Genomic DNA, 18842 nt, shown 5'->3' with positions numbered 1-18842 from the left:
TGGGACATGGCGACTTCTGCCGTCAAAGCACCGTTCGAGTGGCACTCTTCGCCAGTGCCTCGACCGCGGCCGCGACCTCCAGGAGGTACCGGTCGGCGCCGTGGCGGGCCACGATCTGGACCCCCACCGGGAGCCCGTCGGGAGTGGTCCCGAACGGCACCGAGACGGCGGGGCAGCCGGTCACGGTGATCAGGTAGGCCGAACGCATCCAGTCCAGGTAGGAGTCCATCGGCATCCCGTCGACGGTGTCCGGGAACTCCCGGTCGGCTGGGAACGGCGGGACCTGCGACACCGGCAGCACCAGCACGTCGTGGTCGGCGAAGTACTCCCGCATCCGGTGCGCCAGCGTGGTGCGCCGCTGGAACGCGACGGCGACGTCCGCGCCGGTCAGCGACTCCCCCGCCCGGATGTTCGCGGCCAGCGAGGACTTGAACTCGGTGGGGTGCACGGCCAGCTGCAGACCGAACCGGGCCTGGAAGTGCCACGCACGCAGGGTGCGGAAGCACTCGTCGGCGCCGGTGAGGTCCGGGATCGAGCCGGTCACCGCCGCGCCGGCCCCGGCCAGTGCCACCCCGGCCGCCTCGACGACCGCCCGGACGCTCCGGTCGACGGCGAAAGCCCCGTCCAGGTCTGCGGACAACCCCACCCGCAGCCCGGCAAGCGACGCCGGGACGACCGGTGCCCCGAAGGCCGCGCCGGGGTCGCCGAGCGCATGCGGCGCCCGCGGGTCCGGCCCGGCCAGCACCGACAGCAGCAGCGCCAGGTCGTCGACGGTGCGGGCCATCGGCCCACCGGTCGAGGTGGGCTCCCACATGTTCGCCGACGGCCACTCCGGCACCCGCCCCCAGGACGGCCGCAGTCCGACGACCCCGCAGAACGACGCCGGGTTGCGCAGCGAGCCGCCCATGTCCGAGCCCTCGGCCAAGGGCACCATCCCGGTCGCCAGCGCGCACGCCGCCCCGCCCGAGGACCCGCCGGCGGACCGGGTCGGGTCGTGCGGGTTGAGCGTGGTGCCGAACACCCGGTTGAAGGTGTGCGAGCCGGCCGCGAACTCGGGGACGTTGGTCTTGCCGATCGTCACCGCACCGGCCGCCCGCACCCGCTCCACCAGCAGATCGTCGGTGTCCGGGACGTGCTCGGCGAACAGCGGGGAGCCGTAGGTGGTCCGCCAGCCGGCGACGGCGTGGGTGTCCTTGAACGCGAACGGCAGCCCGTGCAGCGGACCGGGCTCCGTCCCGGCGGCCAGTGCGCGGTCGGCGGCCTCGGCCCCGGCCCGGGCGCGCTCCTCGTCGAGGGAGACGATCGCGTTGAGCCGCGGGTTGCGCAGCGCGATCCGCTCCAGGTGCAGGTCGAGCAGCTCGCGGGCGGAGATCTCCTTGGCCCTGACCGCGGCGGCCTGCTCGCGGGCCGGGGTCGCGACCGTGATGTCGGCGCTCACCGGCGACGCCCGATCACGGCGCCGACCAGCACGCCCAGCAGCGCGACGGCCGCGCCGATCCCGATGCCGCGGGTGAGCTCACCGCTGCCCGGGCCCCCGGCGGCGGGCGCGGACGTGAACACCTGCGCGCCCGTCAGCGGCTCGGCGTAGGCCGGGGCGCCGACGAGCGGTGCCGGCTCCGCCACCGCTACGGCCGGCACGGGGACAGCGGGCACAGGGGTCCCGCGCGCAGGGGGCACGGGGGGCACGGCGCCCACACCACCTGCGCCGATCGCCGCGCCGACGGCGTCGAAGAACCGGTCCGCCATCCGGGTGGACACGCTGGCGAGCATCCGCTGGCCGACGCCGCCGACCATGCCGCCGACCGTCGCGTCGGCGGTGTAGCCGATCCGGGTGCCGCCCGCGCCGAGGTCGTCGAAGGTGACGTCGACGACGGCGTCGACCGTGCCCGGCCCGCCCGCCCCGTTCAGGGTCATGACCAGCGACTCGTGCGGTTCCAGCTTCGACAGCGCGCAGCTGCCGGTGTAGGTGCCCCTGATCGCGGCGACCCCGGCGGTCACCGTCATCGCGTAGGCGTTCTCGCCGGTCGGCTCCAGCCGTTCGCAGCCGGGGATGGTCGCGACCAGCACCCGGGGGTCGAGCAGCGCCTCCCAGACCCGCTCGACCGGGTGCTCGACGACGTTGCTGCCACTGATCTTCACGAGCGGTGCTCCTCACGCAGGCTGAACAGGTCCGACGGCGAGATCGGCATCGCGGTGACCGGGAAGCCCTCGGCGTCGGAGACCGCGGCGGCGATCACCGCCGAGACCGGGATGACACCGGCCTCGCCCGCCCCCTTGATGCCGAGGGGGTTGAGCGGCGAGGGCGTCTCCAGGTGGTCGATCTCGATCCCGTCGGGGACCTCGGACACGTACGGCATCAGGAAGTCCATGAAGGACGCGTTGAGCAGCTGGCCGGACTCGTCGTAGGCCATCCGCTCGTACAGCGCGCCGCCGACGCCCTGGGCGACGCCGCCGTGGATCTGTCCCTCGACGACCATCGGGTTGATCAGGTGGCCGCAGTCGTGGACGACGGCGTAACGCAGGATCCGGATCTCGGCGGTGTCCGGGTCGGTCTCGACGATCGCGGCGTGCATCCCGGAGGCGTAGGTCGCGCGCGGCGTGCTGTGGAAGTCGGTGCCCTCCAGACCCGGTTGCTCCCCGTCGGGGACCGGCAACGCAGTGTGGTCAGCGGTGTCCCCGACCGAGAACTGGGTGGCGGCCTTCGAGGCCTCGTCGAAGGCGTAGCGCAGCGGGTTAGACAGCACCGACAGCGTGCCCAACGGGATCGACCGCTCGGTGCCCCGCACCCCCACCACGCCGTCGACGATCTCCAGGTCCGCGACGTCGGCCTCGAGCGCGTCGGCGGCCAGCCGCAGGGCCTTCTCCTTCGTCCGCCGGGCGGCCTTGAGGACCGCCGAGCCGGACATGACCGCGGCCCGGGAGGCGAACGTGCCGACCGCGTAGGGCATCCGCCGGGTGTCGCCGGTGACGACCTCGACGTCGGAGAACCGCACCCCCAGCTCGTCGGCGACGATCTGGGCGAACGCGGTCTCGTGGCTCTGGCCCTGGGTGGTGAGCCCGGTCGCGACCGTGACCCGGCCGGTCGTCGCGACGTGCACGTGCGCGCCCTCGTAGGGGCCGACGCCGGTGCCCTCGACGTAGCAGGCCAGCCCGATCCCGACGGTCCGGCCCTGCTCGGCGCACGCGCGGCGGAAGGCCGCGAACCCGTCCCAGTCGATCAGCGTGCGCAGCTTCTCCAGCAGGGCCGGGTAGTCGCCCGAGTCGTACTCCAGCGGCCTGCCGTCCTGGAAGATCAGGCCGTGGTCGTAGGGGAACTCGTGCGGCTGGATGAAGTTCACCGCGCGGACCTCGGCGCGGTCGCGGCCCAGGTAGCCCGCGATCGCGTCCATCGTGCGCTCCATGGCGAAGCAGCCCTGGGGGCGCCCGGCGCCGCGGTACGGCGTCACGATCACGGTGTTGGTGTAGAGCGAGGAGAAGGCGACCCGGTAGGCGCCCGGCTTGTACGGGCCGAGCAGCTGGGTCGAGGTGATGATCGGGACGATCAGGCCGTACGGGGTGTAGGCGCCGTGGTCGTGCCAGAACTCGACGTCGAGGCCGAGCAGCCTGCCGTCGTCGTCGAAGCCGACCTCGACGTGCTGGACCTGGCCGCGCTCGTGCGCGGAGGAGACGAAGTGCTCGCGCCGGTCCTCCACGAACTTCACCGGCCGGCCCAGGGCGCGGGCGGCCATCGGGACCAGCAGCTCCTCCGGCCACGGGTGGACGATCTTGACGCCGAAGCCGCCGCCGACGTCCGGGGTGATCACGTCGACCCGCCCGATGTCGAGGCCCAGCCGTGCCGCGACGGCGGCGCGGACCCCGGTGGAGCTCTGGGTGGAGGTCCACAGGACGAGCCGGCCGAGGGCGGGGTCCCAGCGGGCGACGGTGCCGCGGCCCTCCAGCGGCATGCACGCGCTGCGCTCGATCTCCAGGTCCAGTTCCAGGCGGTGCGGCGCCGCGGCGATGGCGGCCGGGGCGTCGCCGACGGCCTGCTCCATCCGGGCGCCGACGTTGCCGGGCACGTCGTCGTGCACGAGCCGCTCGGCCGTGCGGGCCGCCGCGATCCCGACGACGGCGGGCAGCACCTCGTAGTCGACGACGATCCGGTCGACGGCGTCCTCGGCGAGGTAGCGGTCCTCGGCGACGACGAACGCGACCGCCTCCCCGACGTGGTTGACCTCGTCGCCGGCCAGCGCGAACTGGGTGCGGCCGTGGGTCAGCGCGGGGTGCGGGATGAGCACGGGCAGCGGCTCCGCCATCGGGCCGGTCAGGTCGTCGTGGGTGTAGACCGCGTGCACGCCCGGCACGTCGAGGACGCCGGACACGTCGATGTCGCGGATGCGGGCGTGCGCGTGCGGGGAGCGCAGCACCGCGGCGTGCAGCACGCCGGGTCCGGGGTCGACGTCGTCGAGGTAGCGGCCGCCGCCGCGCAGGAAGCGCTGGTCCTCGACCCGCTGGACGCGCTGGCCCATGAGCTTGGTGGTCACCGGGCGGCCCCGATCTCGGCGGCCCGCTCGACCGCCGTGACGATGTTCTGGTAGCCGGTGCAGCGGCAGAGGTTCCCGCCGATCATGTCGCGGGCCCGCTCGCGGGTGGGGCAGGGGTCGCGGCGCAGCCCGGCGGTGATCGTCGTCAGGAAGCCGGGGGTGCAGAAGCCGCACTGCAGACCGTGGCACTCGGCGAAGGCCTGCTGCACCGGGGACAACGACCCGTCCGGCTCGGTCAGCCCCTCGACGGTGGTGATCGCGCAGGACTGCGCGGCGACGGCGAGCATCAGACAGGCCCGCGCCGGCTCGCCGTCGAGCAGGATCGTGCAGGCCCCGCAGACCCCGTGCTCGCAGCCGACGTGGGTTCCGGTCAGGCCGAGGTCGTGGCGCAGCGCGTCGGACAGCAGCCGCCGTGCCGGGACCCGCAGGTCGTGGACGACGTCGTTCACCGTCAGCCGGATGTCGTGGAGCGTCTCGCTCATCGCCCGCCTCCCTGCGCGGTCGCGTTCCGGGTCGCCGCGGCCACCACCCGGTCGGTCAGGACCCGGACCAGCTGTCGCCGGTAGGCCGCCGTGGCGTGGATGTCGGTGGCCGGGTCCAGGTGTTCGAGGGCGGCGTCGGCCCGGTCGGCCGGGGCGACGCCGGTCAGGTCGACGACCACGGGGACGTCGCTCACCGACAGGTAGCCGACCCGGACCCGGTCGCCGTCGACGACCGCCCCCGCGCCGACCAGGGCGTAGTCGCCGTGCCGGCGGGCGACCTCGTCGAAGGCGACGCCCGCGCCCGCCGGCAGGGCGGGAAAGAACGCCGAGACGGCGATCTCGTCCGGGCCGACCGCCGACTCCAGCGGGCCGACGAACAGCTCACGCGCTCCGATCGTGCGGCGCCCGGCGGGCCCCTCGACGTCGAGCGCCCCCTCCAGCAGCCGCAGCACCACCGGCATCTCGGCGGCGGCGTCGGCGTGCACGAGGGACCCGACGGTCGTGCCGCGGTTGCGGATCGTGGGGTGCGCGACGTGGGCCAGCGCGGCCGGCACCAGCGGCTGGACCCTGGCGAGCAGCGGTGACTCCAGGACCGCGGTGTGCCGGGCCAGCGCGCCGACCCGGACACCCCCTTCGACCTCGGTGATCGTGTCCAGGCCGGGTACGCCGTTGATGTCGACGACCAGGGACGGTGCGGCCAGCCGCATGGACAGCAGCGGCACGAGACTCTGTCCACCGGCCAGCACCTTCGAGTCCGGCGCCGCGAGCGCGGCGACGGCCCCGGCCAGGTCCGTCGGGCGGACGTAGTCGAAGGGTGCGGGCTTCACGGGCTGTCCTTCGCCTCCCCGTCGTCGACCCTGGTCACCATCGTCCCGGCGGGCGTCCCGGACGCGCCGGACGGGCCGGACGTCCCGGACCGGCGGTCGCGCAGCGCGACGGCGTGGAAGTAGACGATCACCAGGATGGTGCCGAGCGCGATGCCGCCCAGCTCGAACCCGTTGCCCAGGTCCAGCGCGACGCCGCCGATGCCGGCGACCATGCCCGCCGCGAGGCCGACGAGGTTGCGGGGTTCGCCGAAGTCGACCCCGTTCTCCACCCAGATCTTGGCGCCGACCAGCGCGATCATCCCGTAGAGCACGAGCGTGATCCCGCCGAGCACACCGCCGGGGATCGCCCCGACCAGCACGCCGAACTTGGGGCACAGGCCGAGCAGGATCGCCACGGCGGCCGCGACGTAGTAGGCCGCGGTGGAGTACACCCTGGTCGCACCCATGACGCCGATGTTCTCGGCGTAGGTCGTCGTCGGGGACCCGCCGAACAGGCTGGCCAGCGCGGTGGCGGCGCCGTCGGCGCCCAGCGCCCGGCCCAGGTAGGGGTCGAGGTCGTCGCCGGTCATCTCGGCGACCGCCTTGACGTGCCCCAGGTTCTCGGCGACCAGCGCGATGACGCCGGGGAGCACCAGCAGCACGAACATCAGCGAGAAGCTGGGCGCGTGCACGGCCGGGACGCCGTCGTCCAGGGTCCCGCTGGGCAGTCCGAACCAGGCGGCGTCGGCCAGGCCCTCGAAGGAGACGCGCGAGTGCGGCTCCGGGGTGCAGTCCGCACCGCCGCAGGAGGTGATCGGGCCGCTCAGGAGGTCGAGCAGCCAGGAGAGCACGAACCCGAAGACGAGCGCGAGGAACACCGCGATCCGTCCCCAGAAGCCGCGGAACAGGACGGCGGCGCAGACCAGGAACGTCGCGGTGAGCAGCGCGGTCCACTGGTCCACCGGCCAGTACACCGACGCGACGACCGGGGCCAGGTTGAACCCGATCAGCATGACGACCGCACCGGTCACCGCGGGCGGTAGCACCCGGTGCACGAGCCGGGCGCCCGCGAGGTGCACGAACACACCGATCGCGAGCAGCACCAGGCCGGAGACCATGATCGCCCCGGTCACGGCGGCGGAGTCGCCGCCGGCCGCCCGGATCGCCGCGACCCCGCCGACGAAGGCGGCGCTGGTGCCGAGGTAGCTGGGCACCATGTTCTTGCAGACGACCAGGAACAGGACGGTGCACAGGCCCGAGAACAGGATCGCGAGGTTGGGGTCCAGCCCCATCACCACGGGGAACACGAAGGTCGCCCCGAACATCGCGACGACGTGCTGCATCCCCAGCCCGACCGTCTTCCCCCAGGGGAGCCGCTGGCGGGGTGCGACCGCCTCCCCCGGCCCCGGATCGACCACTTCCCACCTGAACATCGACATGGCGATCCCTTCACACGGCACCGGAGACCCGACTCAAGCTAATGAGACCCAGGTCGCACCTCGACGGCTACTACTGCCGATTGACCGGTGGATCCACTGGCACGAATTGATGACGCCAGCACGATGCCTGCATGCGTCGGGCCGTGCGGTTTCCGCTGGATGTCGTTCACGTTCCGCCCGGTCGGCCGACGATGCGCAGCGCCTGCAGCGCGACGGCGACGTCGAGCCGCAGGTTCGGGTCCGTCGACAGCGGGCCGAGGAGCCGTTCCAGCTTGGCGACGCGGTAGCGCATCGTGTTGTAGTGGAAGAACTGCACCCGGGCCGCCTCGGCCACGGTGAAGTTCGTGTCGAGCAGGACCTGCAGGGTCTCGCGCAGCTCGGCGGCCTCGGTGGTGGGCTCGGCGAGCGGGCCCAGCGCGTCGCGGACGAAGGAGTCCAGCTCCGCCGGGTCCGGGACGAGCGCGAGCAGCCGGTGCAGGCCGAGCTGGTCGAAGAACGTCGTGCTGCCGCCGCCGGAGATCCGGCGGCCCACCTCGACCGCCCGCCGTGCCTGGGCGTAGGCGCCGGGCAGGGCGTCGATGTCGGGCACCGGGCGGCTGACCCCCGCCGAGAACTGCCGTCGCCCGCCGCCCTTGTCCCCGGCGACCGCGGTGACGGCCCGCCGCACGATGTCGCGGCCGGGGGGTGGACCGGGGTCCGCGTCGACCGGCAGCAGGGTCACGACCTCGGAGGAGAAGTCGACGGTGGGGATGCCCTCCCCCAGCCCGGAGCAGACCTGGCGCCACCCCGCCGAGAACCGCTTCTGCCAGGCGCGCCACTGCTCGGCCGGGACCCGCGCGTCGATCGGGTCGAGCTCGGCGGTCAGCACGACCATCGGGCGGCGCAGGTCCCAGCCGAGGGTGTCCGCGTGCTCGGCGACGTAGGCGGGGTCGGCGGTGCGGCGCAGCAGCAGGTCCCGCAGGAAGTCGCCCTGGTACTTGGTCTCGACGGCGGTGACCGCCTCCTCGCGGGTGATCAGCAGCGCGGCCACCGCGGCGGCGCGCTCCAGCGCCTGCACGTCGTCCGGGGCGAGCCGGGCGGTCAGGCGCACGCAGACCAGCCGGGCGAGGTTCTGCCCACCGGCCGCGACCCGCAGGGTGCGGGCCTCCCCGCCCGCGACCGGGACGCCGTCGATCCCCATCCGCTCGACGCGCAGCCGGCCCGTCGGGTCGACGAGGTCGTGCTCGGTCAGCATCCGGAGCTGGTCCTCCGACAGCGCCGACGCCCGCTCCCGCCCGTCGGTGGAGGTGACCGCGACGCCCACGTCGAGCACCCGCCCGACCTCGGCCGCGATCCCCGCGAGGTCCCCGCCCTCCAGCGCGATCCGGGTCAGCCCGGTGTGCAGCGCATCGAGCCGGGCCAGCGCCTCGCGGGCCGGGAACTCCGGGTCCCCGGTCTCCTCCGTCAGCAACTGTTGCCGCCCCTTCGGTCCGAAGGTGGCACAAGTTAACATCGGCGGACGCTGCTGCCCAGGCTAGTTTCGGTCCGTGATCGGAGTCAGCGCACCCGTCCGGGTCCGCGACCTGCTGCGGCGGGCCGCGGACGGACCGGTCCGGGTCGTGCACCGCGGCTCCGACGCCGTCTACCTCGCCGTCCACGACGACGGTCGCGAGACCTGCGTCGGCGTCCTCGGCGCGGAGGCGGTGCCGGTGCCCTGCGGACTGCGGTCCCGGCTCCCCTCGCTCGCCGTCGGCACCGCCGCCGTGCACGGCGGGGTCCTGCACCTCGACGACGAGCCGGTCGTCGTCCGGCGGCTGGTCGACACCCGGGTGCCCGCGCGGTCCCCGCTGCCCCGCACCGGGCTCCGGCCGGCCCCCGGCCTGCCGGCCGAGGTGACCCCGGCCGCCGTCGCCGGGCTCGTCGGACGCGGCGAGGGGCTCACCCCGCTCGGCGACGACGTCCTGTGCGGCTGGCTCGCCCTGCACCGGGCCGCCGGCGTCGCCACCCCCGAGGTGGACGCCGCCGTCCTGGCCCACCTGCACCGCACCACGCTGCTGTCCGCCGAGCTCCTGCGGTGTGCCCTGCGCGGCGAGGTCGTGCCGCAGTTCGCCGCGCTGGTCACCGCGCTCGGCACGGCGGCCGAGCCCGCGGCCCGCGCCGCGCTCACCGTCGTCGGGCACACCTCCGGGGCCGCGATGGTCCACGGCGCCGCGCTCGCCCTGTCCGCCCTGCACACCGAAGGAGTCGCCGCATGACGACGACGCACGTCGAGGTCCGGCCCGGCGCCTACGCCGACTCGGTCACGCTGCTCCGGGTCAGCCGCACCGCCCAGCAGCTCGACGGGGTGGTCGCCGCGCAGGTCGCCATGGCCACCCCGCTCAACGTCGACGTCCTGACCGGCATGGGGTTCTCCGTCCCCGCCGGGACCGGCGCGAACGACCTGGTCGTCGCCCTGCACCTGACCGGTGACGACGCGCTGTCCGCCGCCGTGGCGGGTGTCGACCAAGCGCTCGCCGAGGCGGGCAGACCGGCACCGGACGGCGGGGCCGGTGCGGTCGCGCCGCCGCGCACCACCGCCACGGCGCTGGACAGGGCACCGGGCTCGGTCGTGCTCGTGTCGGCGCCCGGGCCGCACGCCACCGTCGAGGCGATGGACGCCCTCGACGCCGGCAGCGACGTCATGATCTTCAGCGACAACGTGCCGGTGGAGCAGGAGGTGGCGCTCAAGCAGGCCGCCGCGCAGCGGTCCCTGCTGGTCATGGGCCCGGACTGCGGGACGGCCGTGCTGGACGGGCTCGGCCTGGGATTCGCCAACGTCGTCGAGCCCGGTCCGGTGGGGCTCGTCGCCGCGTCCGGGACCGGGTGCCAGCAGGTGATGGCGCTGCTCGACCACGCCGGGGTCGGTGTGCGCGCCGCGCTCGGCGTCGGCGGGCGGGACCTGTCCGCTCCGGTCGGCGGCCTCGCCACCCGGGAGGCCCTGCGCCGCCTCGACGCGGACCCGGCCGTCGAGCTGATCGTGCTGGTGTCCAAGCCCCCCGCCCCCGAGGTCGCCGAACGGATCGACCGGCTGGTCGCGACGCTCACGACGCCGGTCGAGTACGCGCTGCTCGGGCCGGGCAGGCCCGACCTGACCGCGGCGACCGAGGCCGCCCTGGTCCGGCTGGGCCGACCCGTCCCGGACTGGCCGGTGCACGGCACCGCGCGGCCGGCGCCCGGCGGGCACCGGCTGCGCGGCCTGTTCGTCGGCGGCACGCTCGCCACCGAGTCCGCGCAGATCGCGGGCGAGGACGCTGCCCGGGCCGGCCACACCTTCGTCGACTTCGGCGACGACGAGTGGACCCGTGGCCGCGCCCACCCGATGATCGACCCGACGTTGCGCCTGGAGCACCTCGCGGCCGCGCTGGCCGACCCGGAGACCGCCGTCGTCCTGCTCGACCTGGTGCTGGGGCACGGCGCCGAGCCGGACCCGGCCTCCGTGCTGGCCCCCGCGATCGCCGGGTCCCGGGTGCCGGCCGTCGTCTCGGTCGTCGGGACCGGCGCCGACCCGCAGGACCTGGCCGCGCAGATCGACGCGCTGGTCGCGGCCGGCGCGGAGGTCCACCTCTCGCACGCCGGCGCCACGCGCCGGGCACTCGCACTCCTTCCCGCCGACACGACGACCGGAGCCGCCCGATGACCACCCCCTCGCTGGTGAGCACCGGCACCGACCTGCTCGCCGACGCCGCCGCCGACCAGGCCGTCCCGGTCACCCGGGTCGACTGGCGCCCGCCGATGGACGGCACCGCGGCCGATCTGGCGACCGTCGCCACCGACCCGCTGCGCCGGGCGGCGAACGAGCGCGCCCTCGCCGCGATGCTCGACGTCACCGCGACGCTCGTCGACGTCGCCCCGGCCTCGGAGGTCCTCGGCCTCACCCCGGGAGAGTTCCTGCACGCCGGGCCACCGATCACCTGGGAGCGCGCATCAGGCCCGCTCCGCGGCGCCCTGATGGGCGGCGCCGCGCTGGAGGGCCTGGTCACCGACCCGGAGGACGCCGCAGCGCTGTTCGCGTCGGGCTCCTCGGTCTCGCTGGAGCCGTGCCACCACCGCGGGGCGGTCGGCCCGATGGCCGGCGTCGTCACCCCGGGCATGTGGATGTTCGTGCTCGAGGACCCGGCCACCGGCCGCCGTGCCCACTGCTCGCTGAACGAGGGGCTGGGCAAGGTCCTGCGCTACGGCGCCTACGGCCCGGAGGTGATCCGGCGGCTGCGCTGGATGGGCGACGTGCTGGGCCCGCTGCTGCGCGGCGCCGTCCGGGCCCGGCGGGACGCGGGTGAGCCGGTCGACGTGACCGGCGTGCTGACCCAGATGCTGCAGATGGGCGACGAGGCGCACAACCGCAACCGGGCGGGGACCCTGATGCTGCTGCGGGACCTGGGCCCGGACCTCGTCGCGACGGCGGCCGCCGCCGGTGTCCCGAGCGCCGACGTCGCGGAGGCGCTGCGGTTCGTCGGGGGCAACGACCACTTCTTCCTGAACCTCGCCATGCCCGCGTGCAAGCTGGCCCTGGACGCCGCCCGGGACGTCGACGGCTCCACCATGGTGGTGGCGATGGCGCGCAACGGAACCGACTTCGGCATCCAGGTCTCCGGCACCGGCGACGAGTGGTTCACCGGCCCGGCCCAGCTGGCCGACGGCCTGTTCCTGGGCGACTACGGCCCGGCCGACGCCAACCCCGACATCGGCGACTCGGCGATCACCGAGACGGCCGGGATCGGTGGCTTCGCCATGGCGACCGCCCCGGCGATCGTGCGGTTCGTCGGCGGGACCGTGCCGGACGCACTGGCCACCACCCGCCGGATGCGCGAGATCACGCTCGGGGAGAGCCGGCGGTGGACCGTCCCGATCCTGGAGTTCGCCGGTGTCCCCAGCGGCATCGACGTCACCCGAGTCTGCCGGACGGGCATCCTCCCGCAGATCAACACGGGTATGGCCGGACGGGTCGCGGGCGTCGGGCAGGTCGGGGCCGGGCTCGTCACCCCGCCGGCCGAGATCTTCCCGAAGGCGCTCACCCGGCTGGCGGAGCGGACGGTCCTCAGACGCGGCGCAGCAGCCTGACGACGACCGTGGTGATGATCAGCCAGAGGATCGCCGCGACCCCGTAGTTCAGCGTGACGGCCATCTTCGGCTGGGCCGGGGTGAACAGGTCACCGAGGCCGAGGTTCAGCTGGGCCGCCCACGACGAGATGTACTCGGTGAGGAAGTTCGCCGGGTTGGCGTCGAGCAGGGTCAGCACGATGTGCGCGACCAGGATGGCCACGATCACCAGGCCCACGATCCGCACGATCGTCGCGATGATGCCCACGCCCTGCCGCACAGTCGTACCCACGGTTGCCGCCATCACACACCCCTTTGTCTCCGACGGCGTCATGGTCGCACCGCCGTGCCCTCACTGCCCCCACAACGAGGAAGAACGCTCTCGGTTGTGATCACTTCGTTGCGTGCCGTCGTCCGGGTGACACCAACGCCGGTCCGGGACAGCGGGTTGCCGTACAACGGGGGGTCGGGTCTACGGTGGGAGCATGGCGCGCCTGCTCCTTCGCCGCCGCGGCGGGGTCTGAACCGACCGGCCCCTCGTCGCGGGGTTTCGCGTGTCCGCCGGTCGCCACGACCGTCCGACATCAGGAGCAGTTCCCGTGACCACCTCTCCCGACGCCTACGAGGCCCGCGCCCGCAGCAACGTCCGCACCCCCGAGGGCGCGCCGCACGCGACCCAGCCGGCCTGGAACCGCCAGCGCGGCTCGCAGATGCCGGTGCACCGGTACAAGCCGTTCCATCAGCTGGTCGAGCCGGTCTCGCTGCCGGACCGCACGTGGCCGGACAAGGTCATCGACACCGCGCCGCTGTGGTGCGCGGTCGACCTGCGTGACGGCAACCAGGCGCTGATCGACCCGATGAGCCCGCTGCGCAAGCGGCGCATGTTCGACCTGCTGGTACGCATGGGCTACAAGCAGATCGAGGTCGGCTTCCCGGCGGCGAGCCAGACCGACTTCGACTTCGTCCGCGAGATCATCGAGGACGAGGCGATCCCGTCCGACGTGCAGATCCAGGTCCTGACCCAGGCCCGGCCGGAGCTGATCCAGCGAACCTTCGAGGCCTGCGAGGGCGCGCACTCGGCGATCGTCCACCTCTACAACTCGACCTCGATCCTGCAGCGCCGGGTCGTCTTCCGCTCCGACCGCGCGGGCATCACCAAGATCGCCACCGACGGCGCGGAGGAGGTCGCGAAGTTCGCCGAGAAGTACCCGGCGACCGACTGGACCTTCCAGTACTCGCCGGAGTCCTACACCGGCACCGAGCTGGAGTACGCCGTCGAGATCACCAACGCGGTGAGCGCGATCTGGCAGCCGACGCCCGAGCACCCGATGATCGTCAACCTGCCGGCGACGGTCGAGATGGCGACGCCGAACGTCTACGCGGACTCCATCGAGTGGATGCACCGCAACCTGGCCCGTCGCGACGCGCTGATCCTGTCGCTGCACCCGCACAACGACCGCGGTACCGGCATCGCCGCCGCCGAGCTCGGCTACCAGGCCGGCGCCGACCGCATCGAGGGCTGCCTGTTCGGCAACGGCGAGCGCACCGGCAACGTCGACCTGGTCGCGCTGGGCATGAACATGTTCACCCAGGGCGTCGACCCGCAGATCGACTTCTCCGACATCGACGAGATCCGCCGCACCGTCGAGTACTGCAACCAGCTGCCGGTGCACGAGCGCCACCCGTGGGGCGGCGACCTGGTCTACACCGCGTTCTCCGGCTCCCACCAGGACGCGATCAACAAGGGCTTCGCCGCGATGGAGGCCGACGCCGCCGAGGCCGGGCACCCGGTCGCCGACCACACCTGGGAGGTCCCGTACCTGCCCGTGGACCCGAAGGACATCGGCCGCACCTACGAGGCCGTCATCCGGGTCAACAGCCAGTCCGGCAAGGGCGGCATCGCCTACATCATGAAGACCGAGCACCAGCTCGACCTGCCGCGACGGCTGCAGATCGAGTTCAGCCACGTCATCCAGGCCTTCACCGACACCGAGGGCGGCGAGGTCGAGCCCAAGGCGATGCGCGACGCGTTCGACGTCGAGTACCTGGGCCGCGAGACCCCGCTCAAGCTGGTGCGCCACCGCGTCCACAGCGACGGCGAGGGCCGCGACGAGATCGTGGCGACGGTGCGCGTCGAGTCCGACCTGCACGAGATCGCCGGCTCCGGGAACGGGCCGATCGCGGCGTTCGTGGACGCGCTGGCCGGGATCGGGTTCGACGTCCGGGTCCTCGACTACCACGAGCACGCGATGGGCGGCGGTGACGACGCCCGCGCCGCGGCCTACGTCGAGTGCGCCGTCGAGGAGAAGGTGTTCTGGGGCGTCGGGATCGACAGCTCGATCACCAGCGCCAGCCTCAAGGGCGTCGTGAGCGCGATCAACCGCGCCCTGCGCTGACGCCCTCCACCACCGCGCGAAACGGGCCGTCCGCACGAGAGGTCTCGTACGGACGGCCCGGTCACGGGTGACCGGTGGGCCGGTCAGCGGCCGATCGCGTCGCCGAGGGTGATCTGCTGGCCGGGTACCTCCGGGCCGCTGCCCGGGCCGACGGCGGCGTCGGCCTCCTCCGCGGTCACCTCGTGCGGGGTGATGACCCCGTCGCGGATGGCCTCGGCGTGGTGGCAGGCGACCCGGTGCCCGGTGGTGTCGCCGTCGAGCGTCCGGAGCTGCGGGCGCTCGGTGGAGCACCGGTCCTCCTGACGCCACGGGCAGCGGGTGTGGAACCGGCACCCGGCGGGCGGCGCGGCCGGCGACGGCAGGTCCCCGGACAGCAGGATCCGCTCGCGGGTGTCCTCCACCGTCGGGTCCGGCTGGGGCACCGCCGAGAGCAGCGCCCGGGTGTAGGGATGCAGCGGGCCGTCGTAGAGCGCGCGGGCCGGCGCCTCCTCCACGATCGACCCGAGGTACATCACCCCGACCCGGTCGGACACGTGCCGCACGACGGCCAGGTCGTGCGCGATGACCAGGTAGGTCAGACCCAGCTCGCGTTGCAGCGACCGCAGCAGGTTCAGCACCTGGGCCTGCACCGACACGTCCAGCGCGGACACCGGCTCGTCGGCGACGACCAGGTCGGGCTCCACGCAGAGCGCACGGGCGATGCCGATGCGCTGGCGCTGCCCGCCGGAGAACTCGTGCGGGTAGCGGCGCAGGGCCGACTCGGGCAGACCGACCGCGCGCATCAGCTCGGCGAGCCGGTCCGGACCGGCCTCGATGCCGTGTGCGGCCAGCCCCTCGCGCAGCAGCGACCCGACCGACTGGCGCGGGTCGAGGCTCGACATCGGGTCCTGGAAGACCATCTGGAACCGCCGGCGCATCCGGCGCAGCGGCTCCCCCTTCAGCGCGGCGACGTCGGTGCCGTCGAAGGAGACCGTCCCCGCGGTCGGCTCGGTGAGCTTGAGGACCGCCCGGCCGAGCGTGGACTTGCCGCAGCCGGACTCACCGACCAGGCCGTAGGTCTCGCCGCGCTCGATCCGCAGCGAGACGCCGTCGACGGCCTTGACGTGCCCGACGGTGCGCTGGACGAGCACCCCCTGGGTGATCGGGAAGTGCACCTGCAGGTCGGAGACCTCCAGCAGCGGGCTCATGCCGTCGCTCCGATCGGCTCGGGGTTGTGGCAGCGCAGCAGCCGGCCCGCCTCGTCGTCGGCCGCCGGGGTGACCGAGGTGCAGGTCTCCAGCGCCCGTGGGCAGCGCGGCGCGAACGCGCACGCGTGGTCCCACGGCAGGTTGTCCGACACCGACCCGGTGATCGCGGGCAGCTCGTCGGCGGGGTCGGAGTCCAGCCGCGGGATCGACCGGATCAGACCGGAGGTGTACGGGTGGCGCGGCCCCCCGAACAGTGCGTGCCGCTCCGCGCGCTCCACGACCCGGCCGCCGTAGAGGACGTTGACCCGGTCGCAGAGCCCCGCGACGACGCCGAGGTCGTGCGTGATCATGATCAGTGCCGTCCCCGTCTCGGCGACCAGCTCGCGCAGCAGCTCCAGGATCTGGGCCTGGATGGTGACGTCGAGGGCGGTGGTCGGCTCGTCGGCGATGAGCAGCTTCGGCCGACAGGCCAGCGCGATCGCGATCAGCGCCCGCTGGCGCATCCCGCCCGACATCTGGTGCGGGTAGGCCGACACGCGTCGTGCCGGGTCGGGGATACCGACCCGCTCCAGGAGCGACACCGCCTCCCGGCGCGCCTCGTCCTTGGACATCCCGCGGTGCCGGACGAGCGCCTCGGTGATCTGGACACCCACCGGGACGACCGGGTTCAGCGACGACAGCGGGTCCTGGAAGACCATCCCGATGTCGCGGCCGCGCCGCTCGCGCAGCGCGGCGTCGGACAGGGTGAGCAGGTCGACGGACTCGTCCCCGGAGGAGAACAGCACCGAGCCGCCCACCCGGGGGGTGCGGCCCGGCAACAGTCCCATGATCGCCAGGGAGGTCACGGACTTGCCGCAGCCGGACTCGCCGACCAGGCCGACGACCTCGCCGGGGCGGACGTCGAACGACACCCCGTCGACGGCGACGACGTCGGCCTCGCCCTTGCGGACGAAGCGCACGGACAGGTCCTGGACCTGCAACAGCGGGTTCATCGGAGGTGTGGTCATCTCCGGCCTTTCGGGTCGATGGCCTCGCGCAGCGACTCGCCGAGCAGCGTGAACCCGAGCGCGACGACGATGATCGCGATCGCCGGGTAGACCGCCAGCCCGGGCCGGACGTCGAGGTAGGGCTGCGCGGAGGCGAGCATGAGGCCCCACTCAGCGCGGGCCGGGTCGGCGTCGCCGAGGCCGAGGAAGGACAGCGCGGCCGCGTCGAGGATCGCCGTCGCCAGGGTCAGCGTGGCCTGCACGATCACCGGGCCGATCGCGTTGGGCAGCATGTGCCGCAGCACCACCGCCCGTCGCTTCACGCCGAGCGCGGTGGCCGCGAGGACGTGGTCGGAGTCGCGCTGGGCGAGCATCGACCCGCGCAGCAGCCGGGCGAAGATCGGCACGTTCACCAGCGCGACGGCGATGATGACCGTGGTCTGGCTGGGCCGGGCGGCCAGCGCCGCGACGGAGATGGCGAGCAGCAGCGACGGGATCGACAGCAGCACGTCGGTGACCCGCATGAGGACGGTGTCGATCCAGCCGCCGAAGGCCCCGGCGACCACGCCGATGACCAGACCCACCGCGAGCCCGAACACGGTGGCGAGCACGCCGACCAGCAGGGTCTGGCGCGACGCCAGGATCATCCGGGAGAACTCGTCGCGGCCGTTCTGGTCGCTGCCGAGCGGGAAGCCCGGCTGCGGTCCGGGGATCGAGCCGGGACGCAGCTGGTCGAGCAGCTGCGGGAAGGCCTGGGCCGGGTCGTGCGGGGCCAGCAGCGGCGCGAACACCGAGACCAGCACGAACAGCCCGATGATCACCGCACCGACGATCGCGGTGGGGCTGCGACGCAGCCGGCGCAGCGCGTCGGCGGACAGGCTGCGGCCCGCGGTGTCGTCGATCCGGTCCCTGCGCCGTTGCGCCCAGGTGGTCGGTGCGCTCATCGCAGCCTCACCCTCGGGTCGATCACGGCGTAGGACAGGTCGACGAGCAGGTTGACCAGCACGTAGATCAGTGCGCCGAGCAGCACCACGGCCTGCAGCCGCGGGTAGTCGCGGCGCTCGATGCCCTCGGCGATCAGGGTGCCGATGCCGGGCCGGTTGAACACCTTCTCGGTCAGCACCGCGCCGGCGAGGAGCAGGCCGGTCTGCAGGCCGATCGTCGTGGAGACCGGCAGCAGCGCGTTGCGCAGGACGTGCCGGCCGCGGACGGTGCCCGGCGCGAGGCCCTTGGCGTTGGCGGTGCGGACGAAGTCGGACTCCAGCACGTCGAGCACCGAGGCCCGGGTGATCCGCACGATGACGGCGAGCGGGATCGTCGCCAGCGTGACGGCCGGCAGCACGAGGTGCATCAGCGAGTCCCAGCTGGCGTCGAACTCGCGGGTGAGCAGGCCGTCGAGGGTGGGGAAGCCGGTCACCGAGGTGGCGTCGATGCCGGTCGACTGCAGCCCGGACGGCGGGAACAGACCGAGGTCGACGGCCAGGAACTGCTTGAGCACGTAGCCGAGGAAGAACACCGGCACGGCGACACCGACCAGCGTTCCGACGATGGTCAGGTTGTCCCAGATCCCGCCGCGGTGGCGGGCGGCGAGGTAGCCGAGCGGGATCCCGAGGGCGACGGCGAGCAGCAGCGCCGCCAGGGAGAGCTCGATCGTGCCCGGCAGCGCGCGGCCGAGCTCGGTGATCACCGGGTCTCCGGTGACGAGGGAGGCGCCGAAGTCGCCGGTCAGCGCCCGGCCGAGGTAGTGCAGGTACTGGATCGGGATGGGTTGGTCCAGGCCCAGTGTCTTGTTGAGTGCGGCGATCGACTCCGGGGTCGCCTTGTCTCCGAGCAGCGCACCGGCCGGTCCACCGGGCAGCGAGCGCAGCCAGGCGAACAACAGCACGGACAGGATGAGCAGCGTCGGGACGACCTGGAGCAGGCGGCGCGCGACGAAGCGCAGCATGCGTGGATGTCCTCAGTGGTGGG

The 18842-nt window shown here is 73.7% G+C and carries 16 protein-coding genes; 4 read left to right on the top strand and 12 right to left on the bottom strand.

Features of this window, described 5'->3' with window-relative positions; translation table 11 throughout:
• Positions 1 to 22: 22 nt before the first annotated feature.
• The 7 genes from Ae717Ps2_RS28815 to Ae717Ps2_RS28785 form a co-directional block, all read right to left on the bottom strand.
• A complete protein-coding gene (locus Ae717Ps2_RS28815) occupies positions 23 to 1438 on the bottom strand; it encodes an amidase (protein ID WP_083695489.1) in 1416 nt (471 codons plus the stop codon).
• Positions 1435 to 2139: a carbon monoxide dehydrogenase subunit G gene (locus Ae717Ps2_RS28810; RefSeq protein ID WP_075308852.1), complete on the bottom strand. Its 705-nt coding sequence runs from the start codon at positions 2137 to 2139 to the stop codon at positions 1435 to 1437. The genes Ae717Ps2_RS28815 and Ae717Ps2_RS28810 overlap by 4 nt, the downstream gene beginning before the upstream one ends.
• Positions 2136 to 4523 carry an aerobic carbon-monoxide dehydrogenase large subunit gene (cutA, locus tag Ae717Ps2_RS28805; protein ID WP_075308854.1) on the bottom strand — a complete coding sequence of 796 codons (2388 nt, stop codon included), beginning with the start codon at positions 4521 to 4523 and terminating at the stop codon, positions 2136 to 2138. The genes Ae717Ps2_RS28810 and cutA overlap by 4 nt, the downstream gene beginning before the upstream one ends.
• Complete coding sequence (locus Ae717Ps2_RS28800) at positions 4520 to 5005, bottom strand: (2Fe-2S)-binding protein (protein ID WP_020623355.1); 486 nt, start codon at positions 5003 to 5005, stop codon at positions 4520 to 4522. Before Ae717Ps2_RS28800 ends, cutA begins: the two co-directional genes overlap by 4 nt.
• Entirely contained in the window at positions 5002 to 5832 is an 831-nt protein-coding gene (locus Ae717Ps2_RS28795; RefSeq protein WP_020623356.1) for a xanthine dehydrogenase family protein subunit M, read from the bottom strand. The genes Ae717Ps2_RS28800 and Ae717Ps2_RS28795 overlap by 4 nt, the downstream gene beginning before the upstream one ends.
• On the bottom strand, positions 5829 to 7244 hold the full coding sequence (locus Ae717Ps2_RS28790; RefSeq protein WP_083702604.1) for a uracil-xanthine permease family protein: 1416 nt from the start codon (positions 7242 to 7244) through the stop codon (positions 5829 to 5831). The genes Ae717Ps2_RS28795 and Ae717Ps2_RS28790 overlap by 4 nt, the downstream gene beginning before the upstream one ends.
• A 172-nt stretch (positions 7245 to 7416) precedes the next feature.
• Positions 7417 to 8700 (bottom strand): CdaR family transcriptional regulator, encoded by a 1284-nt coding sequence (locus Ae717Ps2_RS28785; RefSeq protein ID WP_075334110.1) that lies wholly within the window; start codon positions 8698 to 8700, stop codon positions 7417 to 7419.
• A 76-nt stretch (positions 8701 to 8776) separates the two neighbouring features.
• On the opposite strand from Ae717Ps2_RS28785, the gene Ae717Ps2_RS28780 reads away from it, so the two are divergent.
• From Ae717Ps2_RS28780 to Ae717Ps2_RS28770, 3 genes are read left to right on the top strand one after another with little or no spacing between them, the layout of a single operon-like run.
• Positions 8777 to 9484: a DUF2877 domain-containing protein gene (locus Ae717Ps2_RS28780; protein ID WP_075334109.1), complete on the top strand. Its 708-nt coding sequence runs from the start codon at positions 8777 to 8779 to the stop codon at positions 9482 to 9484.
• The gene (locus tag Ae717Ps2_RS28775; protein ID WP_075334108.1) at positions 9481 to 10905 is read left to right on the top strand and encodes an FdrA family protein; all 1425 of its coding nucleotides are present in this window, start codon (positions 9481 to 9483) and stop codon (positions 10903 to 10905) included. Before Ae717Ps2_RS28780 ends, Ae717Ps2_RS28775 begins: the two co-directional genes overlap by 4 nt.
• Complete coding sequence (locus Ae717Ps2_RS28770) at positions 10902 to 12326, top strand: DUF1116 domain-containing protein (RefSeq protein ID WP_075308862.1); 1425 nt, start codon at positions 10902 to 10904, stop codon at positions 12324 to 12326. The genes Ae717Ps2_RS28775 and Ae717Ps2_RS28770 overlap by 4 nt, the downstream gene beginning before the upstream one ends.
• Here the strand turns inward: Ae717Ps2_RS28770 and Ae717Ps2_RS28765 are convergent.
• Positions 12304 to 12597, bottom strand: coding sequence for a hypothetical protein (locus Ae717Ps2_RS28765; RefSeq protein WP_060714930.1), 294 nt, complete (start codon positions 12595 to 12597; stop codon positions 12304 to 12306). The genes Ae717Ps2_RS28770 and Ae717Ps2_RS28765 overlap by 23 nt on opposite strands.
• Before the next feature lie 307 nt (positions 12598 to 12904).
• On the opposite strand from Ae717Ps2_RS28765, the gene leuA reads away from it, so the two are divergent.
• A complete protein-coding gene (gene leuA / locus Ae717Ps2_RS28760) occupies positions 12905 to 14701 on the top strand; it encodes a 2-isopropylmalate synthase (protein ID WP_075308866.1) in 1797 nt (598 codons plus the stop codon).
• Positions 14702 to 14784: 83 nt separating this feature from the next.
• Here the strand turns inward: leuA and Ae717Ps2_RS28755 are convergent, their stop codons facing one another.
• Genes Ae717Ps2_RS28755 through Ae717Ps2_RS28740 form a run of 4 tightly spaced genes read right to left on the bottom strand, consistent with a single transcriptional unit; the run spans position 14785 to position 18819 of the window.
• Entirely contained in the window at positions 14785 to 15888 is a 1104-nt protein-coding gene (locus tag Ae717Ps2_RS28755; RefSeq protein WP_075334107.1) for an ABC transporter ATP-binding protein, read from the bottom strand.
• Entirely contained in the window at positions 15885 to 16895 is a 1011-nt protein-coding gene (locus tag Ae717Ps2_RS28750; protein WP_283160349.1) for an ABC transporter ATP-binding protein, read from the bottom strand. Before Ae717Ps2_RS28750 ends, Ae717Ps2_RS28755 begins: the two co-directional genes overlap by 4 nt.
• The gene (locus tag Ae717Ps2_RS28745) at positions 16892 to 17818 is read right to left on the bottom strand and encodes an ABC transporter permease (RefSeq protein ID WP_075334106.1); all 927 of its coding nucleotides are present in this window, start codon (positions 17816 to 17818) and stop codon (positions 16892 to 16894) included. Before Ae717Ps2_RS28745 ends, Ae717Ps2_RS28750 begins: the two co-directional genes overlap by 4 nt.
• Positions 17815 to 18819, bottom strand: a complete 1005-nt coding sequence (locus Ae717Ps2_RS28740; RefSeq protein WP_060713643.1) for an ABC transporter permease — start codon at positions 18817 to 18819, stop codon at positions 17815 to 17817. The genes Ae717Ps2_RS28745 and Ae717Ps2_RS28740 overlap by 4 nt, the downstream gene beginning before the upstream one ends.
• Between the last annotated feature and the right edge of the window lie 23 nt (positions 18820 to 18842).

Source organism: Pseudonocardia sp. Ae717_Ps2, from assembly GCF_001932475.1.
Taxonomy (GTDB): Bacteria; Actinomycetota; Actinomycetes; order Mycobacteriales; family Pseudonocardiaceae; genus Pseudonocardia.
The sequence above is the reverse complement of the archived record's forward strand: the minus strand, read 5'-3'. Positions and strand labels throughout refer to the sequence as shown.